The following is a 26,759-nucleotide window of genomic DNA, read 5'->3' as shown; positions in this document are numbered from 1 at the left end:
GGGTGCCGAGCCGGGGGATGATGTGGGGGTGCTCGACCAGCCCACCTCGCCCTTCGCCGTCGACGACGACCAGGCGCAGCCCGACCGCATCAGCCCTCGGTCGCTCACCCTCTCGATCGGCATGATGGTCACCGCGCTGCTCCTCGCCGTCCTCGTGGTGCTTCCCGTGCCGTACGCGATCAGCAGCCCCGGACCCACGCGCGACGTGCTGGGCGAGCACGACGGCACGCCGCTCATCCAGATCTCCGGGGCGGAGACGTTCGAGTCGACCGGCGAGCTGCGCCTGACCACCGTGTCGGGCACCGGTGGGCCTGGGTTCCCGTCGAGCGTCGTGGGCGTCCTGCGGGGCTGGCTCTCGCCGTGGGCCGTCGTCCAGCCGGTCGAGCTGCTCTACCCGCCGGACCGGACGCAGGACGAGATCGACGAGTCGAACACCGCCGAGATGGTCTCCTCGCAGGAGAACGCGGCCGTGGCCGCGCTCACCGAGCTCGGCTACGACGTCCCCGCGACGCTCGTCGTCGCCGGCACGGTCGAGGGGTCCGACGCGGAGGGCAAGGTCGAGGAGGGGGACGTCATCGTCGCCCTCGACGGCACGGCCGTGCCCGACTACCAGGGGCTGATCGGGCTGCTGGGTGAGGTGGACGCCGGGGACACCGTGACCCTGACCGTCCGTCGCCACGGGCAGTCGGTCGAGATCCCGGTCGTGACGACGGAGAAGCCCGACGGCGGTGCGCAGATCGGCGTGTTCATCGACCCGGCGTTCGACATGCCGGTCGACGTGACCATCAGCATCGACGACATCGGCGGCCCCAGCGCCGGGACCATGTTCGCGCTCGGCATCATCGACAAGATGACCCCCGAGGACGAGGCGAACGGCAAGGACATCGCGGGGACCGGCACCATCGACGTCACCGGCGAGGTCGGTCCCATCGGCGGCATCCGGCAGAAGCTCGCCGGCGCGGTGCGCGACGGTGCGACGTGGTTCCTCGCCCCGGCCGCGAACTGCGACGAGGTCGTCGACCACGTGCCCGACGGTCTGCGCGCGGTGCGCGTCGAGACCCTGCACGAGGCGCGCGAGGCGATCACGGCGATCGGCGCCGGCACGGCCGACGACCTGCCGACCTGCACGACCTAGTCGAGCGTCGACCGGACCGCCGCGACCAGCCCGGGTACGAGGTCCGGGCCCTGACCGACCTGCTCGGCGGTGTCGTTCGCGCGGCTGCGCACCGCGCACCAGGACGGGCCGTCGCGCAGCGCGCCCACGACCAGCCGCACGTCCTGGCGCTCGGGGTGCGCGAGCAGGTACTCCAGTGCCGCGTCGGTGTCCTGCGGCATCGCCTCCTCGGCGGCCGGCGGGAGCACGACGCGCTCGACGGAGACCGCCATGCCGTCCACCGTCGACGGCCACGACAGACCGGCGAGCAGCGTCTCCAGGTCCGGCGCGACGGGCAGCTCCTCCTGCTCGACCGACGTGAGGTGCCACGGCTGCTCGCGGGCGGAGACCAGGACGGAAGGGTCGAGCCGGGCGGCGAGGCCGGGTTCGGTGCGCAGCATCTCCTGCGTGCGGACCAGCGCGAACACCCGCACGGGGCCGTCCCACCCGGCCTCGCCGACGTGGTGCTCGATCTCGCGGACGGAGTCGGCCAGCGCGGCCAGGTCGGGGGAGGGTTCGCTCACGGGCTCCATCGTCGCATTCCTGTGGGAACCTGTGCCTCGACCGGCACGTTCTCCCGTGCGAGTGGCGGCGTCCTGTGCTCGTCGCCTGTTCTGTGCTCACCTGTTGCCGACGACGAGGACTGCTACGCCGTGACCTTCGGAAGCCCGCCGCCCCGCCCGAGCCCGGCACGCCCACGCCGCCGCGGAGCGCTCGCCCCCACGCTCGTCATCCTCGGGGTGCTCGTCGTCGTCGTCCTGATCCTGGCCCAGGTGTGGACCGAGGTCCTCTGGTACCAGCAGCTCGGGTTCGGCAACGTGATCCGCACCGAGTGGGGCACGCGCGCGATCCTGTTCGCGCTCGGCTTCCTCGTCATGGGCGGCGCGGTGTGGTGGAGCCTGAACTTCGGCTACCGGTCGCGTCCCGTGTACGCGCCCTCGACGCAGGAGCAGGCGAACCTCGACCAGTACCGCGAGGCCATCGAGCCGCTGCGCCGCCTGGTCATGATCGTCGGCCCCGCCGTCCTGGGCCTGTTCGCCGGTGCCGCCGCGTCGCAGCAGTGGCAGACCGTCCAGCTGTGGCTGCACGGGGGAGAGGTCGGCAAGACCGACCCCCAGTACGGCATCGACCTGGGCTTCTACCTCTTCACGCTGCCGGGCCTGCGCTTCGTCGTCTCGTTCCTCATGGCGGTCGTCGTGCTCTCCGGCATCGGCGCGCTGGCCACGCAGTACCTCTACGGCGGGCTGCGGGTCGGCGGTCAGCGCGGCGGTGCCCCTCGCACCACCAAGGCGGCGCGCGTCCAGCTGTCGGTCATCGCCGCCGTGCTCATGCTGCTCATCGCCGCGAGCTACTGGCTGGACCGGTTCTCGATCCTGACCAAGACGGGCCGCAAGTTCGCGGGCGCGTCGTTCACGGACGTGCACGCCGTCATCCCGTCGAAGGCGATCCTGGCGGGCATCGCGATCTTCGTCGCGGTGATGTTCATCGTCACGGCGATCCGCGGCAACTGGCGGCTGCCCGCCATCGGCGTCGGGCTGATGGTGGTGGCGGCCGTGGCCGTCGGCGGCGTCTACCCCGCCGTCGTCCAGCGCTTCCAGGTGCAGCCGAACCAGCAGGACGCCGAGGCCGAGTTCATCGGTCGCAACATCGACGCCACCCTCGACGCGTACGACCTGCAGGACGTCGAGAAGACGGAGTACGACGCCGAGGTCACGGCCGAGGCAGGGGCCCTGCGCTCCGACGCCGACACCACGGCCTCGATCCGGCTCCTCGACCCGCAGATCGTCAGCCCGTCGTTCAAGCAGCTCGAGCAGATCCGTGCGTTCTACGACTTCCCCGACTCGCTGTCGGTCGACCGGTACGAGATCGACGGGGAGAGCCGCGACACCGTGATCGCCGTCCGCGAGCTCTCGCTCGAGGGACTGGACGCGCAGCAGCGCAACTGGACCAACGACACCACGGTCTACACCCACGGCTACGGCGTCGTCGCCGCCTACGGGAACACGACCGCGGGGCGTGGAGCGCCCGCCTTCTGGGAGCAGGGCATCCCGTCGCAGGGGCAGATGGGCGAGTACGAGCCGCGCATCTACTTCAGCCCGAAGGCTCCGCTGTACTCGATCGTGGGCGCCCCCGAGGGGGCGGAGCCGTGGGAGCTCGACTACCCGGCCGACGACTCGGAGGGTGCCGTCAACAGCACCTTCCCGACGCAGGACGTCTCCGCCGGCCCGTCGATCGGCAACCCGCTGAACAAGCTGCTCTACGCGCTGAAGTTCGGCTCGGAGCAGATCCTCTTCTCCGACCGCGTCACCAGCGACTCGCAGATCCTCTACGAGCGCGACCCGCGCGACCGTGTCCAGAAGGTCGCGCCGTACCTCACGCTCGACGGCCGCGCGTACCCGGCGGTCGTGGACAAGAAGGTCGTGTGGATCGTCGACGGCTACACGACGTCGGACCAGTACCCGTACTCGGAGCCGAGGTCGCTCGACGACGCCACGACGGACTCGCTGACCGAGACGTCCGAGACCGTCCAGGCGCTCCAGCCCAAGACCGCGAACTACATCCGCAACTCGGTGAAGGCCACGGTCGACGCCTACGACGGCTCGGTCACGCTGTACGCCTGGGACGCCGAGGACCCGATCCTCAAGGCCTGGGACTCGGTCTTCCCGTCCACGCTGCAGCCGCTGTCCGAGATCAAGGGCAGCCTGATGAGCCACCTGCGGTACCCCGAGGACCTGTTCAAGGTGCAGCGCGCGCTGCTCGCCCGGTACCACGTGACGAACGCCGGACAGTTCTTCTCCGGCAACGACTTCTGGGCCAACCCGAACGACCCCACCAGCAGCGTCGCCGTGCCGCAGCCCCCGTACTACCTGACGCTGCGGATGCCCGACCAGGACGAGGCCAGCTTCTCGCTGATGTCGTCGTTCATCCCGACCGGCACGAACGCACGCAACGTGCTGACGGGGTACCTGGCGGTCGACGCGGAGGCCGGGAACGAGGACGGGAAGCCGTCCGAGGACTACGGCAAGATGCGCCTGCTCGAGCTGCCACGCGACTCGACGGTGCCCGGCCCCGGTCAGGTGAACAACAACTTCGTCGCCGACCCGGACGTCTCGAACGAGCTGAACATCCTCGGCCGTGGCGACTCGCAGGTGGTCCGCGGCAACCTGCTGACCCTGCCCATGGGCGGCGGCCTGCTGTACGTGCAGCCGGTCTACGTCCAGGCGCGCTCCGGCACCACGTTCCCGCTGCTGCAGCGCGTGCTCGTCGCGTTCGGTGACGACATCGGGTTCGCGGACACCCTCGACGGTGCCCTCGACCAGGTGTTCGGCGGGGACTCGGGGGCCGACGCCGGCGACGCCGGGACCGACCCCGACGCGGGCACGCCCCCGACGGAGGAACCGACCGAGGAGCCGACGGACGGGGCGACGCCGGAACCGACCGCACCTCCGACCGACACCGGCACGGACACGACCGCCCGCGCCGACCTCGACCGGGCGTTGCAGCAGGCGAAGGAGGCCATCGCGGACAGCCAGTCGGCGCTGGCACGCAACGACTTCGCCGCCTACGGCGAGGCGCAGCAGCGACTCGACCAGGCCGTCCAGGCCGCCCTCGAGGCGGAGGCCCGGCTCGACGAGTGACGCGACGGGCGCCCGGTCGGCGGAGGTGACGTACGCCACCGCCGGCCGGGCACCTGCGATTTGGTCCCCCCTGGGGGGTGGGGTAAGTTGTAACCACCGACGCGGGGTGGAGCAGCTCGGTAGCTCGCTGGGCTCATAACCCAGAGGTCGCAGGTTCAAATCCTGCCCCCGCTACAAGAAGACGAAGGCCCGGACCTGATGGTCCGGGCCTTCGTCGTTGAGCGACCAGGCGATCACTCCTCGTCGTCGGGTGGTGCCGGTGCGCCGTCGCGTTCGTCGCGGTCCGCCCAGGCCAGCAGCGGCGCCAGGTCGAACACCGCGTCGTCGATGCCGGCGTGGAGGTCGCCGAGCTCGGCGTAGCGTGCGGGGACCGTGTGCAGGGTGCAGTCGCGGGGGTCGACGTCGTCGATCTCGTCCCAGCGCAGCGGCGTCGACACGGTGGCCTGCGAGGTACCGCGCACCGAGTAGGCCGAGGCGATCGTGTGGTCGCGGGCGTTCTGGTTGTAGTCGACGAACACGAGCGAGGGGTCCCGGTCGCGCCGCCACCACGTCGTGGTGACGTCGTCCGGTGCACGGCGCTCGACCTCCCGCGCGAAGGCGAGTGCGGCCCGTCGCACGTCCGCGAAGCCGTGCTCGGGCGGGATCCGGACGTAGACGTGCAGGCCCGAGCCGCCGGAGGTCTTCGGCCAGCCGACCGCGCCCAGCTCGTCCAGGACCTCGTGCGCCACGTGTGCGACGCGCCGCACACGGTCGAACGGGCAGTCCGGCATCGGGTCGAGGTCGATGCGCCACTCGTCGGGTCGTTCGGTGTCTCCCCGGCGGCTGTTCCACGGGTGGAACTCGACGGTCGACATCTGCACCGCCCAGATCACGTGGGCCAGCTCGGTCACGCACAGCTCGTCGGCGGTGCGGCCGAAGCGCGGGAAGAAGAGCTCCACGGTCTCCATCCACGGCGGGGCGCCGCGCGGCAACCGCTTCTGGTGCACCTTCTCGCCGGCGACGCCCGTCGGGTAGCGGTGCAGCATGCACGGCCGCTCGTACAGCGCACGCACGATGCCGTCGCCCACGGCGAGGTAGTAGCGCGCGAGGTCGAGCTTGGTCGCGCCGCTGGCGGGGAAGTAGACGCGGTCCGGGTTGGAGATCCGCACCGTGCGGGACCCGACCTCGAGCTCGACGGCGGGTGAGTGTTCCGGGGCCATGCCTCATTGAAGCGCGCCGTGCGACTCCGCGGCCGTCGGCGGTGCGCCGCAGACGGGCCGCCTCGGGTCAGTCGGCCATCCCACCGGCCGCACCGACCATGAACTCGGCGAGCTCGGACGCGAGCGCGGTCCGTGCCTCGGGGGTGTCGACGGTCCTGACCTGATAGCTGGAGAGGAGGTACGAGAGCGCGCCGGGGGGCACGCCGATGAGGGCGGGCACGATCGCGCGCCGCAGCGCCCACGCGGCACCGGCCTCACGGTGCAGGACCGGCTTGTCGACCCCGGCCGGTCCGATGACGGAGACGAGCAGCGCGGACCGTGCCAGCTCCCGGCGCCATCCGTCGGCCGCGGGAGACGTGTGCGCGCCCGGACGCTCGAGCGCGACGCACGTGAGCGACGCGGCACGGAGCTCGTCGACGATCTGTGCCACGACGCCCTCGTCGTCGGCGTCGTGGCTCACGAGCAGGTCCTGCTCGCACAGCGGGACGGCGGGCCAGCGGGCCGCGGGCGTGTCGAGGAAGTCGTGGAAGCGCTGCTCCCACGAGGCGTCCTGCTCCAGGCTGCGCCGGAGCTGCAGCGCGGACGCCCAGGCGTCCTGCGGGTCGGCGCCCCGGTGCGCCGCGAGGATGACTCCGGGCCGCGGGACCTGGGCCAGCCGTGCCGTTCCGGGGAGGCGTTGCAGGTGCCACGCGAAGAGGTCGTACTCGTCGGCGTCCGTCGACATCCGGGTGCCGTCGGCGAAGTCCTGGATGTTGTAGAGGTTCGCCACGGCTCCGACGAGCTCGCGCAGCCTCATGCCGGTCGGCATCGCGAACCTGCCGGCGTTCCGCGCCGGACCGTCGGACTGGGCCACGAACACGTCCCGCTTCATGCCCCGTCTCCCGTCTCCCGGATGCCGAGGAGGAGCGGGACGAGCGTCCTCGCGAGTGCTTCTGCCGGGGTGTCGGTCGACGACGACGACGGCGCGACGAGCACGAGGTCCTCGGGCATGAGCGCCCGTACCGAGGCGGGCACGTCGGCCGGTGCGAGACCGGCCAGCGTCGGCAGGACGGGCCGCCCCAGAGCCCACATGGCTCCGGCCTCGACCTGCACCCACTCGCTGTGCACGGACCGGGGCGTGAGGAGGATGACGGCCGCCCGTGAGCTCAGCAGCGCGCGATGCAGCTGGTCTGCCCAGAGACGACCGGCGGCCAGTGCGATCTCCGCGAGGAAGCACACCACCCCGGACGCACCGAGCTCGCGGACGAGGCCGGCCGCCAGCGGTCCGTCGAGCGCGGAGTAGCTGACGAACGCATCGAAACGGAACAGGGGTGCGGGCTCGCGCACGGCGTCGGGACTGCGCAGGAAGCGTCTGACTCTCGGTCCGTACGTCTCGTGCTGCAGCAGGGCCCGCCGGAGCAGCGGCACCAGACCGCCTCCACCGCCGTCGTCGCCTCGTCCCCGGGTGTCCACGGCGATCACCACGCCCGGCTCGGGCACCTGCGAGACGGTGGTGCCGAAGGGCAGCTGCTCCGCGTCCCAGCTGAAGAACGCGCAGGTGGCAGCCACGACGTCCGCGTCCAGCGGCTCAGGCTCCTGCGCGGCGATCGCGGCGATCACGCCCCGAGCCATCGCGGTGAGGGTCTGTGCCGCGGGCCAGTCGACCCCGATCGCGAACTGCACGCCGTCGCTGTACAGGACCACGAGAACTCGACGGAGCGAGGAGTCGTCTACCTCTGCCACAGCTGCCTCCGGGGGCGGTACTGGGACAAGTCTGGCACCCGGCAGGACGACACTGGCAAGATCGTCGTCGTCGACGAGCGGGCGTGGGGACGGACGACGGTGAGCGCACTAGGACCGACCGACGAGGACGGGTACGCGATGTCCTTGGCGAACGGGAGCTACGCGTGGTACCGCAGCCACGCCATCCGAGCTCGACAGCTGTACAAGGGAAGCGAGACGCTCCTCCTCGTGCTCGCGGCCTCCATCCCCCTCAGTGCCGCGATCTGGCCGGACGACGCGGTCCCGCCCGCGGTGCTCGGAGCCCTCGTCGTCGTCCTGACGGGCGCCAGGAGCATCTTCCACTGGCAGGAGAACTACCTGCGGTTCAGCAAGGCCCGGGAGGCGGTCGAGGCGGAGCGCCGGCTCTACCGGACGCAGTCCGCGCCCTACAGCGACCCGACCAGCCGGGACGCGGAGCTCGCCGCGCGGGTCACGGCGATCGAGCAGGAGGAGATGGCGGGCTGGATGAAGGTGGCGTCGCAGCGCCCCAGGATCGACGACGGTCGGAGCTGACCGTGCCGGGACGAGCGTCCCGTCAGGCGCTGGTCCGGTCGCGCCACGCGTCCGGGGTGCCGGCGACCCCGGGGCCTGACGTCGCGACGCGGGTGACGAACGGGGAGGTCATCGCGCGGACGAGTGCGCCGTAGCCGAGCCGGAAGCGGAGCTCGTCGCCGACCGCGACCCGGTGGTCGCCGACGTCGAGGACGAGGTGGTCGCTGCTCATCCCGAGCACACGGATCCCTCCGGGCGGGACGAGGCCGTCGAGGTCGACGTCCTGGCGGCCGAGCGCCACGATCGCCTGGCGACGGGTGCCCCGCGCGGTGGCTTCCGGGGGTGCGCCGAACGCAGCCTGCGCCTGCCGGCCCCACGGTCGGGTGGGCTTGTGGGTGACCTCGATGACCTCGCCGACCAGGGTGAAGGCGTCCGTGCCCAGACCGGCGATCGGGGTCCGTCCGAGGGGTTCGGTGCCGAGCAGGATCGCCTCGCCGAGGCGCAGCTCGGTGGTCCGCCCGACATGGGCGGTGGTCAGCGCCCAGTCCAGGCTGGCGGAGTTGCCGCTCGAGACGACGTCGAGGGTGACGCCGTGGTGCAGCTCCGTGCGGTCGACAAGCGCATGCAGGACGCCCATGTTCGTGTCGTCGGGCACGACGCCGTTCTGGCACGCCAGGTTGGCGCCGAGCCCGCGCAGACGCAGCGACCGGGACGTCAGCACCACCCGGGCGGCCGTCGCGACGTCGTCGACGGCGATCCCTTCGCGCAGGTCGCCGAGCTCGACCATGAGGATGACGTCGTGCCGGACGTTCGCCTGGGTCGCGGCGTCGTCGAGGGCGGCGATGACCGCCGGCTCGGTGTTGAGGCTGGTGGTCGCGGTGCGGACCACCTGTGCCGCCTGGCTGATCATGGGGGAGCGGATCAGGGTGCGTGGCCCGGAGAGGTCCAGGCGAGCGAGGTTCTCGACGCGCGAGTCACCCAGAGCGGCCACGCCGCCGCGGACCATCGCGGCGGCGACTGCGGGGGAGCCGAGGGTGGCCTTGGTGACGCCCGTGACTCGGACGTCGCGCGCTGCCAGCCTGTCGACCAGGACGCGGGTGTTGTGCTCGATCGCGGCGAGGTCGATCTCGATCCGCGGGGCGGTCACCCCCGGATCGACGTCTCGGGCGCCGCCTTCGGTGCGAGCTCGGGGAACGCGAGCAGGACCATGTCGACGAGGTCCTGGCCGGGCCGGGTCAGCGGGTCGGTGACCGGGAGATCGAGCTCGCGGTGGTGGTCGCCGATGGACTGGTCGAGCTCGAGGTCGGTCATCTCCTCGTGGTTGATGGTCACGCCGATCACCCGGGTGTCGGCGAAGGCCTCGATCATCGCGATCTCGCTCGCGACGGTCGGCATCGGCACCATCGGGAAGTCCCCGAGGACCTGACGCTTCGGCGCGTGCTGCACGATTACGCCCTGCGGGCGGCTTCCCCGCAGGATGTGCCCCGACGTGAGGTACGCCGGGTGGCTCAGGGCGCCCTGCCCCTCGACGACGATGACGTCGGGGTTCTCCCCCTCGAACGCGGCGACGACCTGGTGCTCGACCTCGCCCGAGCAGAACTGCGGGACCAGCGCGTCCAGGGCGACGCCGTACTTCCCGCCCTGGATCAACGTGGTCTGGCCGGTCCCGACCATGACGGCGTGGATCCCGTGGGCGTTGAGGGCCTGGACCAGCAGCGTCGCCGTGGTGCGCTTGCCGATGGCGCCGTCGGTGCCCAGCACCGCGATCCGGGTGCAGGTGACGTCGAAGATCCGGCCGGAGAACAGGTGCAGGTCGCGCGTGGCCTTCGGGCGACGCACGTCCGTGATGGTCACCCCCGCGATCAGCGCGGCGGCGACGAACTCGGCGTCGTCGTTGAGGAACTCGTGCAGGCCGTTGATGACGTGCATGCCACGGGCGATGCCGTCGAGCAGCACGACGCGCTGGGCCTCGGACAGCAGGCCGTCCGCCGGTGCGAGACCGCAGATCAGGTAGTCCGGGACCGACCCGGCGTCGGCGACGGCGTCGGCCAGCGTGGCGACGATGGGGATGCCGTTCGGGACCCCGTCGAGGAACGTCCCGGCGTCGGCACCGGCGCACCTGCTGTCGATGACGCTGAGGATCTCGTACTTCTCCGAGTGGCGGACCAGGCCGTTGCCGGTCTTGCCGTCCTGCTCGCCGAACTGGCCCTCGCAGTAGACGACCGCGGTCGAGCCGGCCGGCAGGGCGAAGGGAGCGGCCGGGGCGGCCTCGTCGAGACGAGACGGGTCAGTGGTGAGCGCAGACAAGGTGGTCCCTCTGAGAAGGCTCAGAGGAGGCGACGGGATCGTGGCCGGGCCGTAGGCCCAACGGTCAACGAGTGGTCTGCACTGAGTGCCGGCAAGGTTGCCGACGGCCCGACCTTAGCCGCTCGGCACCGACTTCCCTGCATCAGCCCCCTGCAGACCGCACGCTCTCCAGCCTGACCACGATCGCCTTCGACACCGGGGTGTTGCTGCCGAGCGCGGTGCTGGCGAGCGGGACCAGGACGTTGGCCTCGGGGAAGTACGCCGCGGCGCACCCGCGGGACGTCGGGTAGGCGACGACGCGGTAGCCGCGCAGCGACCGGTCGGGTTCACCCGGCCACTCGCTGTGGATGTCGACGCGGTCGCCGTCGGCGAGGCCCAGGTCGGCGAGGTCGTCGGGGTTCACGAAGACGACGTCGCGGCCTCCGCGGATGCCGCGGTAGCGGTCGTTGAGGCTGTACATCGTGGTGTTGAACTGGTCGTGGGAGCGGATGGTCTGCAGGATCAGCCGGCCGGGCGAGCACTCGACGGGGACGAGCCGGTTGACGGTGAGCATGGCCCTGCCCGTGGCCGTCGGGAAGGTCCGGGAGTCGCGGGGGCCGTTGGGCAGGACGAACCCGCCGGCGCGGCGGACCTGGCGGTTGAAGTCGGTGAACCCGGGCACGACGCGCGAGATCGCGTCGCGGATGGTGTCGTAGTCGCGCTCGAACCCGGCCCAGTCGATCGGGCCGTCGTCGCCGAGGATGGCACGCGCGAGGCGCGTCACGATCGAGATCTCGGAGAGCAGCAGGTCCGAGACGGGTGGGAGGGGGCCGTGGGTCGCGTGCACGGCGCACACCGAGTCCTCGACGGACACGAACTGCGGTCCGGTCTCCTGCAGATCGAGGTCGGTGCGCCCGAGCGTCGGCAGGATGAGCGCCTCGGCGCCGGTCACGACGTGCGAGCGGTTGAGCTTGGTGGACACCTGCACGGTCAGGTCCGTCCCGCGCATCGCGGCCTCGGCGGCGGCGGTGTCGGAGATCGCGGCGACGAGGTTGCCGCCGAGCGCGAACCAGACCTTGAGCTCGCCGCGCTGCATCGCCTGGATCGCCTGCACGGAGTCGAGCCCGTGCGCGCGGGGCGGCTCGAAGGAGAACTCGGCACCGAGCGCGTCGAGGAAGCTGTCCGGCATCCGCTCCCAGATGCCCATCGTGCGGTCGCCCTGGACGTTGCTGTGCCCGCGGATGGGGGAGGCGCCGGCGCCGGGCTTGCCGATGTTCCCGCGCAGCAGCAGGAGGTTGATGATCTCCTTGATCGTGTCGACGCCCTTGCGGTGCTGGGTCAGGCCCATCGCCCACGTGATGATCACGCGGTCGGCGGCGAGGTAGCGGTCGGCGAGCTGGTCCATCTCCTCGACGGTCAGCCCGGTCGCCGTGCGGACCTCCTGCTCGTCGAGGTCCGCCAGGTGGGTGCGGAGCTCGTCGAGACCGAGCGTGTGCTCCGCGAGGAACTCGTGGTCGAGGACCGTCCCCGGTGCCCTGTCCTCCGCCTCCAGGACACGCCGGGAGACCCACTGCAGCAGGGCCATGTCGCCGCCGCTGCGGATCTGCAGGAACTGGTCGGCCAGGTCGCTCCCGCGGCCGAGGATCCCGCGGACCGTCTGCGGGTTCTTGTACCGCCGCAGCGCCGCCTCGGGCAGCGGGTTGACCGAGACGATGGTCGCGCCGTGCCGTTTCGCGTTCTCCAGCGCGGTGAGCATGCGCGGGTGGTTGGTGCCGGGGTTCTGGCCCATCACGACGATCAGGTCGGCCTGCGCGAAGTCGTCGTACGCGATGGTCGACTTCCCGACGCCCACCGTGGCGAGCATCGCCGTGCCCGTCGACTCGTGGCACATGTTGGAGCAGTCGGGCAGGTTGTTGGTGCCGAAGGCGCGCACGAACAGCTGGTAGACGAACGCCGTCTCGTTGGCCGTGCGCCCGCTGGTGTAGAACGCGGCCTGGTCCGGCGAGTCGAGCCCGCGCAGCTTCTCGGCGACGAGCCGGAACGCGTCGACCCAGCTGATGGGGACGTAGTGGTCGCTGCCGGCGGGCTTGTGGACGGGCTCGACGAGCCTGCCCTGCTGGCCCAGCCAGTACTCCGACCGGTCCAGCAGGTCGGTGAGCGAGTGCTCCGCCCAGAACGACGTCGGGACCGTCGCCGTGGTGGCCTCCCAGGCGACCGCCCGGGCGCCGTTCTCGCAGAACTCGACCCTCCCGCGGTGGTCCGGGTCCGGCCACGCGCAGCTCATGCAGTCGAAGCCGTCCTTCTGGTTCACCTTCGTCAGCAGCTTCAGGGCGCGGCCGGGCCCCATGCCGTCCAGCGCGTAGGTCATGGCGCTGACGACGGACGGCAGCCCGACGGCCCACGCCTCGGGCGGGTGGACGGTGAACCGGGGCTCGTGGGCCATCAGGCGGGCACCCGCACCCCGACGCGCTCCGGCCGCGCGTACACGACCATCGACGGCCCCCGCAGGAAGCCGACGAGCGTGATGCCGGCCTCGTGCGCGAGGTCGGCGGCGAGCGACGACGGCGCGGAGACGGCCGCCAGGACGGGGACGCCCGCCATGAGGGCCTTCTGCGTGAGCTCGAACGACGCGCGTCCGGACACCATGAGGACCGTGCCCCGCAGCGGCAGCCGACCCGCCGTGAGCGCCCAGCCGACCACCTTGTCGACGGCGTTGTGGCGCCCGACGTCCTCGCGCAGGACCAGCAGCTCGCCCGTGGAGCCGTCGAACAGCCCTGCGGCGTGCAGCCCGCCCGTCCTGGCGAACACCTCCTGGTGCTCGCGCAGCCGGTCCGGGAACGTCGCCAGGAGGTCGGCGGGCACGACGAGACCGTCGTCGTCGACCGTCCAGTGCGAGTGCGTGCGGACGGCGTCGATGCTGGCCTTGCCGCACAGCCCGCACGACGACGTCGTGTAGAACGACCGCTCGAGGCTCGGGTCGGGCGCGGGGACACCGCGCGCGAGCGTGACGTCGAGGACGTTGTACGTGTTGAGGCCCTCGTCGGTCGCGCCCGCGCAGTACCGCGCGGTGACGACGTGCTCGGCGGCGGTGACGACGCCCTCCGAGACCAGGAACCCCGCAGCGAGCTCGACGTCGTGGCCTGGGGTCCTCATGGTCACGGCGAGGGACCGCCCGCCGACACGGATCTCCAGGGGCTCCTCGGCAGCGAGGACGTCCTCGACGCGGCGCGCGCCGCCGTCCAGGTCGATGCGCGTCACCCGTCGTCGGACCGCGATTCTCTGCATGCCCCACTATCGCGCGTCCGACTGCCGGTGGGCGTCAGGGTTCGAGCACGACGTCCCGGCGGGCGAACGCGAGCACGGCGTCGGATGTCTGTGCGGCGGCCGTGTGCTGCACGAGGTGGCGATGACCAGGGATCGTGACGAGCGACCCGTCGACGCCGATGTCTGCGAGCTCGGCGCACCAGTCGTGCCGCGCGATGGGGTCGTCCCCGCCGCGGATCACGAGCGTCGGCGCGACGACGTCCCGCAGCCGCTGGTCCGTCCGGAACGCGAGCATCGGCGCCAGCTCGGCGAGGTACCAGCGCGGACCGCACCGCAGGTAGTCGGTGAACGTGATCGCGTTGCCCGAGAGCGGCTCCTTGAGCGCGTCGCGGGTGAGGTCGACCGCCTGGACGACGTAGCGGGCCCGGCGCGGGTCGGTGGCCGGTCCGACGAGGACCAGGTGCGCGACGAGGTCGGGTCGCTGCGCAGCGAGCTCGGTGGCGAACTGGGCGCCCATGGAGTGACCGACCAGCACCACGTCGGAGATGCCGAGCGCGTCGAGCGTGCCGGCGAGCGCCCGGCCGGCGTCCGCGATGGACATCCGCTCCGAGGGCGTCGCCGTACCGCCGAACCCGGGGAGGTCGATCGAGTGGACCGTGCCGGACGGTGCCAGCTCGCCGCTGAGCCGCGCCAGGTAGCGGTGCGACATCCCGATGCCGTGCACCAGGACGAAGACGGGGCCGTCGGGCGGACCGGGGGCGGTCTGCACCCTGAGCTGGTACCTGCCGAGGTCCAGCGTCCGCCGCCCCGTGTGGGGCGACATCGAGCGGCGAGGCACGCGCATGGGTCTCCGGTCAGGTCAGGGCCAGTGGCAGTCGCACGGGGCGCCTCAGTATGCGGGCGGACACCGGTCGCCGCCGGGCCGCAGGGTTGCGGTCGCACGGGCGCGGGTTCCGACGCACCCTGGGTGGCGTGCCGAACCGCCTCGCGTCCGCGACGAGCCCGTACCTGCTGCAGCACGCCGACAACCCCGTCGACTGGGTCGAGTGGGGAGACGCCGCGTTCTCGGAGGCGGCGTCCCGTGACGTGCCGGTGCTCGTCTCCGTCGGGTACGCCGCGTGCCACTGGTGCCACGTCATGGCGCACGAGTCGTTCGAGGACGAGGCGACCGCGGCGTTCCTGAACGAGCACTTCGTGTGCGTGAAGGTCGACCGGGAGGAGCGGCCCGACGTCGACGCGGTGTACATGGCGGCGACACAGGCGATGACGGGGTCGGGCGGCTGGCCGATGACCGTGTTCACGACTCCTACCGGGGAGCCGTTCTTCTGCGGCACCTACTTCCCGCCACGCAGGGTGCAGGGGATGCCGTCGTTCACGGAGGTGCTGGCGAGCGTGGCAGCGGCCTGGACCACGCGCCGGGGCGAGGTGGAGGAGAGCGCCTCGGTCATCGCGGAGGCGCTCGCGGAGCGACCGGCCGCGGGGGAGCACGTCGGGCCCGGCGTCGTCGACCAGGCGCTCGCTGGGCTGGCGACCACGTTCGACGCCGCGCGCGGAGGGTTCGGTGGGGCGCCGAAGTTCCCGCCGTCGATGGTGCTCGAGTGGCTGCTGCGGCACCACGCCCGCACCGGGGACGCGCAGGCCATCGCGATGGCGGAGAGGACGCTCGACGCGATGGCCCGCGGCGGGATGTACGACCAGCTCGCGGGGGGCTTCGCCCGGTACTCGGTCGACGCCGCCTGGGTGGTCCCGCACTTCGAGAAGATGCTCTACGACAACGCGCTCCTGCTGCGCGTGTACCTGCACGCCTGGCGCGCGACGGGCTCGCCGCGAGCGCGCCGCGTCGCGACGGAGACCGCGCAGTGGCTGCTCGACGACCTGCGCACCGCCGAGGGCGGGTTCGCGTCGTCGCTCGACGCCGACAGCGAGGGGCGGGAGGGGGCGTTCTACGCCTGGAGCCCCGCGCAGCTGCGGGACGTGCTCGGCGACGACGACGGGACCTGGGCGGCGGGTGTCCTCGGTGTGACCGACGACGGCACGTTCGAGCACGGGCTGTCCGTGCTGCAGCGGCGCGCCGACCCGGCCGACCCCGTGCGGCTCGACGAGGTCCGGGCGCGGCTGCGCGCGGACCGGGAACGGCGACCACGGCCCGCGCGGGACGACAAGGTGGTCTCCGGCTGGAACGGGCTGGCGGTCGCGGCGCTCGCGGAGGCCGGGGCGCTGCTCGACCGTCCCGACCTGCTCGACGCGGCGTCGGTCGCGGCGAGCTTCTTGCGGGCGACGCACGTGCGCCGCGCGCAGGACGGGTCGGCGCGGCTGGTGCGGGCCTCCCGCGACGGCGTCGCCGGCTCGGCACCCGGTGTGCTGGAGGACTACGCCCACGTGGCCGACGGGTTCCTGGCGCTCGGCGCGGTCACGGGTGACTCGGCATGGTTCGACGCCGCCGGGCAGCTGCTGGAGACGGTGCTGGTGCACTTCGCCGCCGCGGACGGCGGGCTGCGGGACACCGCCGACGACGAGACCGACGCGGTCGTCGGGCGGATCCGCGTCCTGCAGGACCCCGCCGACGGGCCGACGCCGTCGGGCCAGTCCGCGGCGGCGGCCGCCCTGCTGACGTACGCGGCGCTGGCGGGGTCGCTCCGGCACCGGGAGGCGGCCGAGCGGGCGCTGCGGGGTCCGCTCGGGATCGCGACACGGTTCCCGAGGGCTGCGGGAGCTGCGCTCGCGGTGGCGGAGGCCCTTCTCGACGGCCCGCGCGAGGTCGCGGTCGTGGGGCACGACGACCCGGCACGGCGTGCGCTGCACACCGTCGCGATGGCGTCGACGGCGCCTGGGCTGGTGGTCGCCGTCGGCGAGCCAGGAGCGGACGTCCCGCCGCTGCTCCGGGACCGGTCGCTGGTCGGGGGTGCTCCAGCGGCCTACGTGTGCCGCGGGTTCGTGTGCGACCTCCCGACGACGGACGCCGACGCGCTCGCCCAGCAGCTCGCGATGAACAGCGGACGTCCATCATCCGAGACTGCTTGACAGCATGTGGACGGGTGCTCACACTCGTCGCATGTCCATCACCAGCACCGCGGGATCCGTCGACGTCGTGTCGACGCGCCGGTGTCTGTGTCGAATGTGTCTCTGAGGACGTCGTCCTCCTGGTCCACGCAGCTCTGAGGAGCTCCCCGTGCGCGTCACGCTGCGGGTAGGGACCTGACCCCGCCGTATCTCGGCGCAGCCCCGCACCCTCCTGTGGTGCGGACGACACAGTGACATCGCAGGACACCCATGGAGCAGCCGTGCCGAACCGTACCCGTATCGACGTCCTTCCCATCCAGGAGGCCGTCGCGACCGCCTCACCGCGTGCCTGGCGCGACGGCATCGTGGTCGCACGCGAGCCCGACACGATCACCGTCGCCCTGCTGGACGGGGGCGCGACCGTGCTGGCGACCAGGGCGGCACCGGCGAGCGGGGAGCCCGTCGCGGTGCACCTGGTCGCCGAGGTGGTCGCCCTGGGCGGCGCCTGGTACGCGGCGCGACCCGTCGTCGGCTAGGCCGTCTGCATCGAGGACATCGCCGTCCGGCACGCCTCGACCATCGCGGTGCACGCCGACGCGCAGATCCGGCAGTGCTCCGACATCTCGGCGTGCATCATGCACTCCGCGGCGCACGCCTCGCCCATCGTCATGCACGCCGTCATCATCGAGGTCATGACACCCCTGTCGTAGCCGGCCGGGCGCATCATCATGCGCATCATCGTCGTCGCGACGTCTGCGGTGCTCATGCACATCGAGGCGCACCGCCCCATGCCCTCGCCGCCGTCCGCGTCGGCGCACATGGTCGCGGCCATCGCGGCCGCCGAGCACGCCTCGATGCAGTCCTGCATCATCGGCATCTGCATGCCGGACATCTCCGCCGTCGGCATGGACTTCATCATGTCGGCCATCATGCTCATCGCTGGTCACCCTCCGTCGCTGCCCGTCGGACCCTGGTCCCAGCGACGTTACGCCGCGCCGCGACGGTCACGCCATGGCCGGGCCCGACCATCCCTGTGCTCGTCGGGTACGGCCGGGGGAGACGCCGACCTCGCGCTTGTACGCCCGGCTGAAGGACGCCTCGGAGTCGTAGCCGAGCTCGGCGGCCACCTCGCGCACGGTGGCGCGCCCGTAGCCGAGGCGGTCGGCCGCGACGTGCATGCGGACGCGGGTCACGTACTGCATGGCGGGTTCGCCGACGACGTCGGTGAACCGGGCGGAGAACGCCGACCGGGACATCGCCGCCTCGTGCGCCATCGTCGCGACGGTCCACGGCCGGCCGGGGGCCCGGTGCACGGCCGTGATCGCGGCGCCGAGCTGCGGGTCGCGCAGGGCGCCGAGCCAGCCGGTGCTGACCTGCTGGGCGTCCAGCCAGGCGCGGATCGACTGGATCACCAGGATGTCGGCCAGCCGGGTGGTGACCGCCTCGCCGCCGGGCCGGGCGTGGGTCAGCTCCTCGGTGGTCAGCGCGAGCGTGGCGGCCATCCACGCGCCGGCCTGCCGGCCGTCGACGTGCACGACCGACGGCAGCAGGTCGAGCAGGAGGCGGGAGGCGGCGCCGTCGACGGAGAGCACGCCGCAGATCAGCTCGACGTGCGAACCGGTGCCCTGGTGGCGCAGCACGGAGTAGTTCGGGCTGAGGAACTCCTGCGGCAGCTCGTCGACCCGGCCCATCGACGGCACGCCCGGCGCGCTGCGCAGCAGGTGCCCGCGGCCGTGGGGGACCAGCGCCAGGTCGCCGGGGACCAGTCGCACGGGCGGGGCGCCCTCGACCTCGACCCACGCCTCGCCGTCCGTCACGACGTGAAAGCTGACGCAGTCGCCGAACGCGGGCATGTCGACCGCCCACGGGCCGTCCGCCTCGGTGCGGCTGTAGAAGACGCCCGTGACGCGCAGGTGGTGCAGGGCCTCGCCGACGGGGTCGATCGGGGTCCACGGAAGATCGACGACGGTCACGAGACCTCCTGGATGATCTGCCATGAATAGGGGACGGCTCATCATAGACCGTCCACCGCGGCGCTGGTGAGGTGGGAACCACAGGCATCCCGACCGCATCGAAGGAGACAGATCATGAAGGTTCTCGTCGTCGGAGCGACGGGCGGCTCCGGCCGTGCCGCCGTGACCGAGCTGGTCAGCCGCGGGCACGACGTCACCGCTCTCTCGCGCCACGCGTCGTCCCTGCCGGGCGTTCGTGGGGTCGACGGGGACGCCACCGACGCCGCCCTGGTCGACCGCCTCGTCCAGGGTCAGGACGCCGTCGTCGTGACGCTCGGCATCAGCGAGAGCGCCGTTCGGGTGCGCCTGCGCGGACCGTCAGGGACGCCCATGGACATCCGCTCGCGGGGCACGCGCACCGTGCTGGCCGCGATGCGTCGGCACGGGGTACGTCGCGTGGTCGTGCAGACGTCCTACGGCACCGGGCCGACGAACGTCGGCCTGCCGCTGGTCAACCGGCTGATCTTCGCGGTGCTGCTGCGGCCGCAGATCGCGGACACCGAGCGGCAGGGCGCCGAGCTGCGCGCGAGCGGCCTCGACTGGGTCGAGGTCCAGCCGGTCACCCTCACCGACGAGCCGTGGGCCGGAGCGCCGAGGACGTCGACCGACGGGTCGATCGAGGGCGTGAAGGTCTCGCGCGCGCAGGTCGGCTGGTTCCTCGCGGAGGCGGTCGAGGACGCGACGTTGACCGGCCGGACCGTCTCGGTGTCCGCCGGTGCGGCGGTCCCGGTCACGGTGTGAGCGACCAGGGCTCGCCGGCGCGCAGGTCGAGCCGTTCGCGACCGCCGGCGTGGCGGACCAGGACTGCGAGATCCCGGTCCGCCACGAGGCGCGCGGCGGTGAGCGCGTGCGCGTCCCACGCGAGGTCGACCGACACCCCGCCGCGCGCCCGCAGCCCGCGCACGGACCCCGAGGGCCAGGAGGGCGGCAGGGTGGGCAGCAGGTGCAGCTCGCGCAGCGGACCCATCGTGCGGTGCGACTGGAGCAGGAGCTCGGCGACGCCCGCCGTGAAGCCCAGGTTGCCGTCGACCTGGAACGGCGGATGGGCGCAGAAGAGGTTGCGGTAGACGCCGGCGCCCGAGCCCGCGGGCCGCAGGAACGCGTCGACCATCGCCTCGGCACCCGCCGGGTCGCGCAGCCGGGCACGCAGGTTGAGGCGCCACGCCAGCGACCAGCCCGTCGAGTCGGGCCCGCGTGCGTCGAGGGTGGCGAGGGCGGCCCGCGCCAGCTCCGGTGCCTGGTCGGGGTCGATCGACGTGCCCGGGTGGACCCGGAACAGGTGGCTCTGGTGCCGGTGCTCGGGCTCGGCCTCGACCACGTCGTCCTGCCACTCCGCGAGCCTGCCGTCCGGTGCGACGCGCTCCACGGGCAGCCGGTCGAGCGCCGCCGTCGCCTCGGCGACGAGACTCGCCGGTCCACCGAGCCGCACGACGTTCTCGAGGAGGTCGCGGGCCATCGCCAGGTCCGCCGTCGTCGACGTCGTCACCGAGGCGGGCCGGCCGTCCGGGCCGACGAAGGTGTTCTCCGGGGACGTCGACGGCTGGGTGCCGAGCGCCCCGTCGGGGAGCTCGACCAGCCAGTCGAGCACGAACCGCGTGGCGCCGAGCAGGACGGACGCGTCAGGAGCGGCACCCGTGAAGTCGTGGTGGTCGACGAGGTGCCGGGCGAGCCAGACGCCGCCGAACGGCCAGCACGACCAGGACGGGTCGCTCGCGCCGTCGCCCACGGGCTCGGTGAACGCCCAGGCGTCGGAGTTGTGGTGCGCGGTCCAGCCGCGCAGCCCGTACAGCTCGGCCGCGGTGCAGGTGCCCGAGCGGGCCACCTCGCCGATCCAGCGCAGCAGCGGCTCGTGGCACTCCGCGAGGTCGGTGCTCAGCGCGGGCCAGTAGTTCATCTCGGTGTTGATGTTGATCGTGTAGTTGCTCGACCACGGCGGCCGGACCGCGTCGTTCCAGATCCCCTGCAGCGTCATCGGCAGCGTGCCGGGCCGTGAGCCGGCGATCAGCAGGTAGCGGCCGTGGTGGAACGCGAGCGCGGCCAGCCCCGGATCGGGGTGCCCTGCGGCGTGCCGGCGGAGCCGCTCGTCGGTGGGCAGGTCGCTCGCGGGACTCGGCAGGTCGAGCATCACCCGGCCGAACAGGGCGGCGTGGTCGGCGACGTGCTCGTCGCGCAGCGCGGCCGGCCCGCGGCCCGCGGCGGTCGCCGCGGTGGCGGTCGCCTCCGCCCGCAGCGCGTCCGCGTCGCCGTGCAGGGGTGTCGTCGCACCGGCGTAGTCGGTCGCGCTCGCGACGACGACCGTCGCCCACGTCGCGTCGCGCACCAGCAGTCCCTCCCGGCCAGCGACGACCACGCCGTCCGTGGCCACCTCGACCGCCACGGCCGCCGTGATGCTGCTCCCGGGACTGAGATCGCGGAGCACTCGCCTCCCCGGCACGTAGTCGGGTGGGGCGTCCGACGGCAGGCGCAGCGTCGCCGACCAGCCCGAGCCGTCACCCGTCGGCCGGTCGAGGGGGTGCTCCGAGGTGACCCGGACCCGCAGCGGCCCGCCGCTCCACGTCCTGTGCACGACGACGACGGACGCGGGCCGGCTGACGAACGCCTCCTGCGCACCGGTCGCCCACGACTGTCCGGCGACCCCCTCGTCGAGCCGGAGCCAGCGGTCGTACCCGTCGGCCGCGGCCTCGTCCTGCTCCAGCCAGAGGTCCACCAGCGGCTGGTACGCCTGGACGAAGCCGCCCTGCAGGCGCTGGGCCTGACGCTCGGCCTCGCGGAGGTCACCGCGGTCCAGGGCGTCGCGGGCGGCGGCCAGCGCCGCCGGACCGTCGGGTGCGGAGCCGGAGCGGGGCGCTCCCGACCAGCAGGTGTCGTCGTTGAGCTGGAGCCGTTCGACCGCCACACCACCGAAGACCATCGCGCCCAGCCGCCCGTTGCCGAGCGGGAGGGCGTCCGTCCAGAGGTCCGCGGGGGCGTCGTAGCGCAGGGTCGTCTCGCTCGTCACGGGTCTCCAGAGGCCGCCGGTCGGACCGTCAGGGGAGGGCGACGGTCCGACCGGCAGCGTAGGTCACGGGGTGCTGATGACCGGCTGGGCCGGCATCGTGAACGGCGTGCCCAGGAAGAAGCCGGGGTGCGGCGGCTGGTTGTAGGCCGTGTTCTGCCACGCGATCGCGACCCGGTAGGTCTGGTCGTGCAGCAGGGTCCAGACGCGGGTGCTCGTGACGGTCGGTGTCGCGTAGATGCGCAGCGCGGACTCGTCGGACCTGGCCCAGATGACCTCCTCGCGCCAGTCGCCGAGCAGGTCACCGGACAGCACCGGCGTGGACTTGGTGCCGTTGTTCGACCGCACGTCCGACCCGGTCAGCAGGCGGGTGTCGCCGCCCGTCCCGTACTTGTCGATGCGCGTCCCGTCGAGCAGCTCCCGGGAGGTGTCGCCGTCCCACCAGGCCAGGAAGTTGGCCGAGCTGGGCTTGCGGGCGACCCCCTGGCCGGAGGTGTTGCGCAGCTGCGAGTCCGACGACGACCACGACTCGGCCCCGGCGCTGCCGGACCAGATGTCACCGGACACCCCGCGGCCGTTGTCCGACCCCGACGGCGTGCTCCACAGGATCTGGCCGGTCCTCGCGTCGGCCATCCAGGAGTCCGGCTGGTTCGTGCTCTCGGTGACCTTGTAGTACTCAAGACCGGGTCGGCTCGGGATCAGGTCGCCGACGTGCCCCGCGTCACCGTGCCCGGTGCGGTTGTTCCACAGTCCCCGGCCGTCGTCGTCGATCGCCGCGGCGCCGTACAGGATCTCCTGCCTGCCGTCGCCGTCGACGTCCGCGACCGACAGCGAGTGGTTGCCCTGCCCCGCGTACGTGCTGTTGCCGGAGCTGTTCGAGTCGAACGTCCACCGCCGCGTCAGCTGCCCGTCGCGGTAGTCCCACGCCACGACCACAGCGCGCGTGTAGTAGCCGCGGGCCATGATGATCGACGGCCGCCGGCCGTCCAGGTACGCGGTGCCGGCGAGGAAGCGGTCGACCCGGTTGCCGTAGCTGTCACCCCAGCTCGACACCGTGCCGCGCGCCGGGACGTAGCTCGTGGTCGCGCCGATCGCGCCCGTCTGGCCGGTGAACACCGTGAAGTACTCGGGGCCGGACAGCACGTAGCCCGACGAGTTCCGGTGGTCCGCGCCGGAGTCGCCGATGACCTGACCGGTGCCGGACCGCGTCCCGTCGGCGGTCTTCATCGCGACCTCGGCCCTGCCGTCGCCGTCGTAGTCGTAGACCTGGAACTGCGTGTAGTGCGCACCGGCGCGGATGTTGCGGCCCAGGTCGATCCGCCACAGGCGCGTGCCGTTCAGCTCGTACGCGTCGACGTACACGTTGCCCGTGACGCCGGACTGGGAGTTGTCCTTCGCGTTGGTCGGGTCCCACTTGAGGACGATCTCGAGCTGACCGTCACCGTCCAGGTCGCCGACGGAGCCGTCGTTGGCCACGTAGTCTCCGCTGGGCTTCTGGATGGGGACGTCGAGGTAGCCGTTGCCGAACGTCAGCGACGTCGCCGACGCCGCCTGCTCGGAGCCGTTCACGACCGCGCGGACGGTGTAGGTCGCGCTGGACGACGCTCCCTGGTCCAGATAGTTCGTCGAGTCGGTGATCGGGCCGGCGATCTTGGTGCCGCCGCGGTAGACGTTGAACCCGGTGCCCGCGGGCTCCGTGCCGAGGAGGCGCCACTGGACCAGGTTGTTGCTGCCGGAGCGCACGCTGATCAGGCCGCGGTCCAGCTTCTCGGCCTGCCAGGCGCCCGCGGGCGGGGAGGTGGTCGTCGGGGTCGGCGTGGGTGTGGCGGTCGGTGTCGCTGTCGGGGTGGAGGTGGGCGTCGCCGTCGGGCTCGCCGTGGGCGTGGTGGTTCCGCCCGTGCAGGTGGTGCCGTTGAGCGCGAACGTCGTGGGCACCGGGTTGCTGCCCGACCACGCGCCGTTGAACCCGAACGACGTGCTGGCGCCCGACGCGATCCCGCCGTTGTAGGACACGTTCGCCGCGGTCACCTGGGAGCCGCTCTGCGACACCGCCGCGTTCCAGGCCTGGACCACGGTCTGCCCCGAGCCGAACGACCACGTCAGGGACCAGCCGTTGACGGCGTCCCCGAGGTTGGTGATCTTGACGTCGGCCCCGAAGCCGGACTGCCACTGGTTGGTGATCGAGTAGTCCACACGGCAGCCGGCGGCCGCGGTCGCAGGTTGCGCGACGGCGATCCCGACACCGATGGCCATCGTGGCTGCCATCAGCCACGGGATGGTTCTGCGAGGGTGCGACATGGTGCTTCCTCCTGCGGTCACGGCCGACGCCTTCGTCGGAGGGCACGGCTCAGCCCTGAGGGGAAGGTAGGGACTCGCGCGCGTGCGCAACTACGGAGTGAAACCTTTCAGAGGAACACGCTTACCACCGATAACGTTCTCCTACCGTCCCTCGCTCACGAGGTACGTGCCGTGCCCCTCCACCACGAGCCCGTCGGCGAACACCAGCACCTCGTCCACGAGGCCGCCCCCCTGGTTGCGGTAGGTGATCACGAGGACGCCCACCCCGGCGAACACACGCTCCACGGTGAAGTGCAGGTCCGGCACGAGCCGCAGGCCCTCGGTCCAGTACTCGCGCAGCGCCTGCTTGCCGAGGACCACCCCGCCGCTGGAGGGCACCACGCGCGCCGCGGTCGGGGACGTGAACACGACGTCGTCGTGGAAGTGCGCCAGGACGGCCTCGATGTCGTGGGCGTTCCACGCCTCGGCCCAGGCGGCGCTGTACGCGAGAGGTTCGGGGGTGCTCATCGCCGCAGTGTGCCACCGAGGGTTCGCCCGGTCCCCGGATGCGGGGGTCATCGGGTGCGCCTAGCGTCGGATCCCATGCTGGAACATGTCAGCGAGTCCCCACCGGACTCGTCCGAACCGGACGGGGGCCCGCTCCTGGGCGACCGCTACCGGCTCGACGAGGTCCTGGGGCGTGGCGGCATGGCGACCGTGCACCGCGCGCACGACGTGCTGCTCGGCCGGGACGTCGCCGTCAAGGTGTTCCCCGCGGTCCACGCCGACGCCGACGACCTCCTGCGCAACCGCGCCGAGATCCGGGTGCTGGCCACGCTCAGCCATCCTGGCCTGGTCACGCTGCACGACGCCGGCACCGTGCACGGCGACGACGGGTCGGAGCAGGTGTACCTCGTCATGGAGCTCGTGGCGGGGCCGACGCTCGCCGAGCGGCTCCGCGACGGCGCCCTCGACGTCGACCAGACGGCCCGCGTCGGCCGGGACGTCGCCTCGGCCCTGGCGACCGTGCACGAGCGGGACATCATCCACCGCGACATCAAGCCGGCCAACATCCTGCTGACCAGCGCCGACGCGCTCGACACCACGCGGCGACGCGGTGAGCCCGCGGTCAAGCTCGCCGACTTCGGCATCGCCCGGCTGGCGGACGCGACCCGCCTGACGATGACCGGCATGACGCTCGGCACGATGAGCTACCTGAGCCCCGAGCAGGCCACGGGCGTCGAGCTCGGGCCGAGCAGCGACGTGTACGGGCTCGGCCTGGTGCTGCTCGAGTGCGCGACCGGACGGCCCGCCTTCACCGGGACGATGGCCGAGGTGATGACCGCCCGGCTCGTCACGGCGCCCGAGGTGCCGCTCGACCTCGACCCGAGGCTCGGGGACCTGTTGTCGCGGATGACCCGCATCGATCCGCAGGAGCGCCCCGACGCCGGCGAGGTGGCGCACGGCATGGCGGCGATCCTCGCGGGCTCGACAGGCGAGACCCTCGTGCTGCCGGTTGCGGAGACGCAGGCGACCGCCGATCCGACCCCGGCCGAGACCAGGGTGGCACCCGCCGCGGCACCTGCAGGCGAGCCCGGCACCCAGACCGCGGCCGTACCGACCCCCGGTCGGTGGGCCCGCTCGACGCGTACTGCACTGGTCGGGGGCGCGGTCGTGCTGCTCGCGGGCGGGACGCTGCTGATCAGCCAGCTCGCGGGGGGCGGCGGGACGACGCCGACCGACCCGCCGTCGTACCCGGCGGTCGAGGGTGCGGTGGGCGAGGCCCTGACCACGCTGCAGAAGAGCGTCGAACCATGAGGCGGGTGACGGTGTGGACCGCCGTGGTGCTCGCCGCCGTGCTCGTGTGCGCCGGGTGCGCCGGCCGCCCCGACCTGGAAGCCGACCGCGCGCAGACGCTGCAGGAGTCCGTGCTCGCGGTGACCCAGGCGGCGGGGGAGGCACGCTGGGCGGACGCGCAGTCGCTGCTGCTCACGACGCGCACGACGCTCGACGACGGTGTGGACGCGGGCGAGGTCTCGACGACGCGCTACCGCGAGATCGATGCCGCCCTCGACCTCGTCGCGACCGAGCTGGCCGCAGCCCAGGCCGCCGCCGACCAGGCCGCAGCCGAGCAGGCCGCGGCCGAGCAGGCGGCAGCGGAGCAGGCGGCCGCCGAGCAGGCGGCAGCGGAGAAGGCGGCCGCCGAGCAGAACGCGCCGGCCGCCCCCAAGAAGGAGCCTCCTGCACCCAAGGACAAGGGCAAGCCCGGGAAGTAGGGCCCCGCTCAGGGTCGGGTTCCGGGGGATCACCGATGCGGGCGCGTCGTCCGCGCGGGCATGCTGGGGTCGTCCGGCCGCTCCGGCCGGCGCGAGAGGAGCAGCACCATGGGCAGCATCCACGACGGCATGGCCCGGCAGGGCCTGGTCCGGCCGGTCGACGGCCGCGTCCTGGGCGGTGTGTGCGCCGGGCTGGGTCAGCGGTTCGGGATCGCGCCCTTCCACGCACGCCTGTTGTTCGTCCTGATCCTGTTCGTCCTGCCCGGGAGCCAGCTGCTGGTCTACCCGCTGCTGTGGATCCTCATGCCGACCGAGCACCGCGCGCCGGCTCCCACGACCACGACGTACGGACAGCTCTGAGTTCCGCCGCGACCGTGGTCGCGGCGGGACTGCAGGCTCACGCGGG

General features: G+C 72.6%; 23 protein-coding genes and 1 tRNA gene. 10 read left to right on the top strand and 14 right to left on the bottom strand.

Features of this window, described 5'->3' with window-relative positions; all coding sequences use genetic code 11:
* Positions 1 to 28: 28 nt before the first annotated feature.
* Complete coding sequence (locus CTE05_RS00120) at positions 29 to 1,135, top strand: YlbL family protein (protein WP_307724272.1); 1,107 nt, start codon at positions 29 to 31, stop codon at positions 1,133 to 1,135.
* On the opposite strand, the gene CTE05_RS00115 is transcribed toward CTE05_RS00120, so the two are convergent.
* On the bottom strand, positions 1,132 to 1,686 hold the full coding sequence (locus CTE05_RS00115; protein ID WP_146844114.1) for a PPA1309 family protein: 555 nt from the start codon (positions 1,684 to 1,686) through the stop codon (positions 1,132 to 1,134). The genes CTE05_RS00120 and CTE05_RS00115 overlap by 4 nt on opposite strands.
* Positions 1,687 to 1,806: 120 nt before the next feature.
* Between CTE05_RS00115 and CTE05_RS00110 the strand changes: the two genes are divergently transcribed.
* Positions 1,807 to 4,791 (top strand): UPF0182 family membrane protein, encoded by a 2,985-nt coding sequence (locus tag CTE05_RS00110; protein ID WP_146844113.1) that lies wholly within the window; start codon positions 1,807 to 1,809, stop codon positions 4,789 to 4,791.
* 100 nt (positions 4,792 to 4,891) lie between these two features.
* A tRNA-Met gene (locus CTE05_RS00105) sits at positions 4,892 to 4,965 on the top strand.
* A 59-nt stretch (positions 4,966 to 5,024) separates the two neighbouring features.
* Here CTE05_RS00105 and ligD read toward each other — a convergent pair.
* The 3 genes from ligD to CTE05_RS00090 form a co-directional block, all read right to left on the bottom strand.
* Positions 5,025 to 5,990, bottom strand: coding sequence for a non-homologous end-joining DNA ligase (ligD, locus tag CTE05_RS00100; RefSeq protein WP_146844112.1), 966 nt, complete (start codon positions 5,988 to 5,990; stop codon positions 5,025 to 5,027).
* 67 nt (positions 5,991 to 6,057) lie between these two features.
* Complete coding sequence (locus CTE05_RS00095; RefSeq protein ID WP_146844111.1) at positions 6,058 to 6,861, bottom strand: toll/interleukin-1 receptor domain-containing protein; 804 nt, start codon at positions 6,859 to 6,861, stop codon at positions 6,058 to 6,060.
* Entirely contained in the window at positions 6,858 to 7,712 is an 855-nt protein-coding gene (locus CTE05_RS00090; protein WP_186814683.1) for a toll/interleukin-1 receptor domain-containing protein, read from the bottom strand. The genes CTE05_RS00095 and CTE05_RS00090 overlap by 4 nt, the downstream gene beginning before the upstream one ends.
* Positions 7,713 to 7,811: 99 nt before the next feature.
* Here CTE05_RS00090 and CTE05_RS00085 point away from each other — a divergent pair, with 99 nt between their 5' ends.
* Positions 7,812 to 8,264 carry a DUF4231 domain-containing protein gene (locus tag CTE05_RS00085; RefSeq protein WP_222595386.1) on the top strand — a complete coding sequence of 151 codons (453 nt, stop codon included), beginning with the start codon at positions 7,812 to 7,814 and terminating at the stop codon, positions 8,262 to 8,264.
* Between the two features lie 22 nt (positions 8,265 to 8,286).
* On the opposite strand, the gene CTE05_RS00080 is transcribed toward CTE05_RS00085, so the two are convergent.
* The 5 genes from CTE05_RS00080 to CTE05_RS00060 form a co-directional block, all read right to left on the bottom strand.
* Complete coding sequence (locus tag CTE05_RS00080) at positions 8,287 to 9,390, bottom strand: alanine/ornithine racemase family PLP-dependent enzyme (RefSeq protein ID WP_146844109.1); 1,104 nt, start codon at positions 9,388 to 9,390, stop codon at positions 8,287 to 8,289.
* Positions 9,387 to 10,550: an N-acetyltransferase DgcN family protein gene (locus CTE05_RS00075; protein WP_246123163.1), complete on the bottom strand. Its 1,164-nt coding sequence runs from the start codon at positions 10,548 to 10,550 to the stop codon at positions 9,387 to 9,389. The genes CTE05_RS00080 and CTE05_RS00075 overlap by 4 nt, the downstream gene beginning before the upstream one ends.
* Before the next feature lie 142 nt (positions 10,551 to 10,692).
* Positions 10,693 to 12,972, bottom strand: coding sequence for an FdhF/YdeP family oxidoreductase (locus CTE05_RS00070; RefSeq protein WP_146844108.1), 2,280 nt, complete (start codon positions 12,970 to 12,972; stop codon positions 10,693 to 10,695).
* On the bottom strand, positions 12,972 to 13,814 hold the full coding sequence (gene fdhD / locus CTE05_RS00065) for a formate dehydrogenase accessory sulfurtransferase FdhD (protein WP_146844107.1): 843 nt from the start codon (positions 13,812 to 13,814) through the stop codon (positions 12,972 to 12,974). Before fdhD ends, CTE05_RS00070 begins: the two co-directional genes overlap by 1 nt.
* 34 nt (positions 13,815 to 13,848) lie before the next feature.
* Positions 13,849 to 14,562, bottom strand: a complete 714-nt coding sequence (locus tag CTE05_RS00060; protein ID WP_186814682.1) for an alpha/beta fold hydrolase — start codon at positions 14,560 to 14,562, stop codon at positions 13,849 to 13,851.
* Positions 14,563 to 14,765: 203 nt separating this feature from the next.
* Between CTE05_RS00060 and CTE05_RS00055 the strand changes: the two genes are divergently transcribed.
* Both CTE05_RS00055 and CTE05_RS00050 read left to right on the top strand, forming a co-directional pair.
* The gene (locus tag CTE05_RS00055) at positions 14,766 to 16,814 is read left to right on the top strand and encodes a thioredoxin domain-containing protein (RefSeq protein WP_146844105.1); all 2,049 of its coding nucleotides are present in this window, start codon (positions 14,766 to 14,768) and stop codon (positions 16,812 to 16,814) included.
* Between the two features lie 260 nt (positions 16,815 to 17,074).
* Positions 17,075 to 17,329 carry a nuclease gene (locus CTE05_RS00050; RefSeq protein WP_146844104.1) on the top strand — a complete coding sequence of 85 codons (255 nt, stop codon included), beginning with the start codon at positions 17,075 to 17,077 and terminating at the stop codon, positions 17,327 to 17,329.
* On the opposite strand, the gene CTE05_RS00045 is transcribed toward CTE05_RS00050, so the two are convergent.
* Entirely contained in the window at positions 17,326 to 17,730 is a 405-nt protein-coding gene (locus CTE05_RS00045; protein ID WP_146844103.1) for a four-helix bundle copper-binding protein, read from the bottom strand. The genes CTE05_RS00050 and CTE05_RS00045 overlap by 4 nt on opposite strands.
* A gap of 67 nt (positions 17,731 to 17,797) precedes the next feature.
* Positions 17,798 to 18,790 (bottom strand): AraC family transcriptional regulator, encoded by a 993-nt coding sequence (locus CTE05_RS00040; protein WP_146844449.1) that lies wholly within the window; start codon positions 18,788 to 18,790, stop codon positions 17,798 to 17,800.
* A gap of 90 nt (positions 18,791 to 18,880) precedes the next feature.
* Here CTE05_RS00040 and CTE05_RS00035 point away from each other — a divergent pair, with 90 nt between their 5' ends.
* On the top strand, positions 18,881 to 19,546 hold the full coding sequence (locus tag CTE05_RS00035; RefSeq protein WP_146844102.1) for an NAD(P)-dependent oxidoreductase: 666 nt from the start codon (positions 18,881 to 18,883) through the stop codon (positions 19,544 to 19,546).
* Here CTE05_RS00035 and CTE05_RS00030 read toward each other — a convergent pair.
* The 3 genes from CTE05_RS00030 to CTE05_RS00020 form a co-directional block, all read right to left on the bottom strand.
* Positions 19,536 to 21,803, bottom strand: a complete 2,268-nt coding sequence (locus CTE05_RS00030; RefSeq protein WP_146844101.1) for a glycoside hydrolase family 95 protein — start codon at positions 21,801 to 21,803, stop codon at positions 19,536 to 19,538. The two genes, CTE05_RS00035 and CTE05_RS00030, sit on opposite strands and share 11 nt — an antisense overlap.
* A gap of 63 nt (positions 21,804 to 21,866) precedes the next feature.
* Positions 21,867 to 24,098 carry a rhamnogalacturonan lyase family protein gene (locus tag CTE05_RS00025; protein WP_146844100.1) on the bottom strand — a complete coding sequence of 744 codons (2,232 nt, stop codon included), beginning with the start codon at positions 24,096 to 24,098 and terminating at the stop codon, positions 21,867 to 21,869.
* 141 nt (positions 24,099 to 24,239) lie between these two features.
* A complete protein-coding gene (locus tag CTE05_RS00020) occupies positions 24,240 to 24,605 on the bottom strand; it encodes a nuclear transport factor 2 family protein (protein ID WP_146844099.1) in 366 nt (121 codons plus the stop codon).
* A gap of 75 nt (positions 24,606 to 24,680) precedes the next feature.
* Between CTE05_RS00020 and CTE05_RS00015 the strand changes: the two genes are divergently transcribed.
* The 3 genes from CTE05_RS00015 to CTE05_RS00005 all read left to right on the top strand — a co-directional run bounded on the left by CTE05_RS00015 (position 24,681) and on the right by CTE05_RS00005 (position 26,713).
* On the top strand, positions 24,681 to 25,895 hold the full coding sequence (locus CTE05_RS00015; RefSeq protein WP_146844098.1) for a serine/threonine-protein kinase: 1,215 nt from the start codon (positions 24,681 to 24,683) through the stop codon (positions 25,893 to 25,895).
* The gene (locus tag CTE05_RS20085; RefSeq protein WP_186814681.1) at positions 25,892 to 26,353 is read left to right on the top strand and encodes a hypothetical protein; all 462 of its coding nucleotides are present in this window, start codon (positions 25,892 to 25,894) and stop codon (positions 26,351 to 26,353) included. Before CTE05_RS00015 ends, CTE05_RS20085 begins: the two co-directional genes overlap by 4 nt.
* A gap of 108 nt (positions 26,354 to 26,461) precedes the next feature.
* Positions 26,462 to 26,713 carry a PspC domain-containing protein gene (locus CTE05_RS00005; protein ID WP_146844097.1) on the top strand — a complete coding sequence of 84 codons (252 nt, stop codon included), beginning with the start codon at positions 26,462 to 26,464 and terminating at the stop codon, positions 26,711 to 26,713.
* Positions 26,714 to 26,759 lie beyond the last annotated feature (46 nt).

The organism is Cellulomonas terrae (genome assembly GCF_007990265.1).
Classification (GTDB): domain Bacteria; phylum Actinomycetota; class Actinomycetes; order Actinomycetales; family Cellulomonadaceae; genus Cellulomonas; species Cellulomonas terrae.
Note: the sequence above shows the minus strand (reverse complement) of the source record. Positions and strands in the feature narration are given on the sequence as shown.

What these genes read in the sequence shown, in the direction of transcription:
- CTE05_RS00115 (WP_146844114.1), bottom strand. Translation starts at nt 1,686, where the DNA reads ATGGAGCCCGTGAGCGAACCCTCCCCCGACCTGGCCGCGCTGGCCGAC.
- ligD (WP_146844112.1), bottom strand. Translation starts at nt 5,990, where the DNA reads ATGGCCCCGGAACACTCACCCGCCGTCGAGCTCGAGGTCGGGTCCCGC.
- CTE05_RS00095 (WP_146844111.1), bottom strand. Translation starts at nt 6,861, where the DNA reads ATGAAGCGGGACGTGTTCGTGGCCCAGTCCGACGGTCCGGCGCGGAAC.
- CTE05_RS00070 (WP_146844108.1), bottom strand. Translation starts at nt 12,972, where the DNA reads ATGGCCCACGAGCCCCGGTTCACCGTCCACCCGCCCGAGGCGTGGGCC.
- fdhD (WP_146844107.1), bottom strand. Translation starts at nt 13,814, where the DNA reads ATGCAGAGAATCGCGGTCCGACGACGGGTGACGCGCATCGACCTGGAC.
- CTE05_RS00045 (WP_146844103.1), bottom strand. Translation starts at nt 17,730, where the DNA reads ATGAGCATGATGGCCGACATGATGAAGTCCATGCCGACGGCGGAGATG.
- CTE05_RS00040 (WP_146844449.1), bottom strand. Translation starts at nt 18,790, where the DNA reads ATGGCAGATCATCCAGGAGGTCTCGTGACCGTCGTCGATCTTCCGTGG.
- CTE05_RS00035 (WP_146844102.1), top strand. Translation starts at nt 18,881, where the DNA reads ATGAAGGTTCTCGTCGTCGGAGCGACGGGCGGCTCCGGCCGTGCCGCC.
- CTE05_RS00025 (WP_146844100.1), bottom strand. Translation starts at nt 24,098, where the DNA reads ATGTCGCACCCTCGCAGAACCATCCCGTGGCTGATGGCAGCCACGATG.
- CTE05_RS00020 (WP_146844099.1), bottom strand. Translation starts at nt 24,605, where the DNA reads ATGAGCACCCCCGAACCTCTCGCGTACAGCGCCGCCTGGGCCGAGGCG.
- CTE05_RS00015 (WP_146844098.1), top strand. Translation starts at nt 24,681, where the DNA reads ATGCTGGAACATGTCAGCGAGTCCCCACCGGACTCGTCCGAACCGGAC.
- CTE05_RS20085 (WP_186814681.1), top strand. Translation starts at nt 25,892, where the DNA reads ATGAGGCGGGTGACGGTGTGGACCGCCGTGGTGCTCGCCGCCGTGCTC.
- CTE05_RS00005 (WP_146844097.1), top strand. Translation starts at nt 26,462, where the DNA reads ATGGGCAGCATCCACGACGGCATGGCCCGGCAGGGCCTGGTCCGGCCG.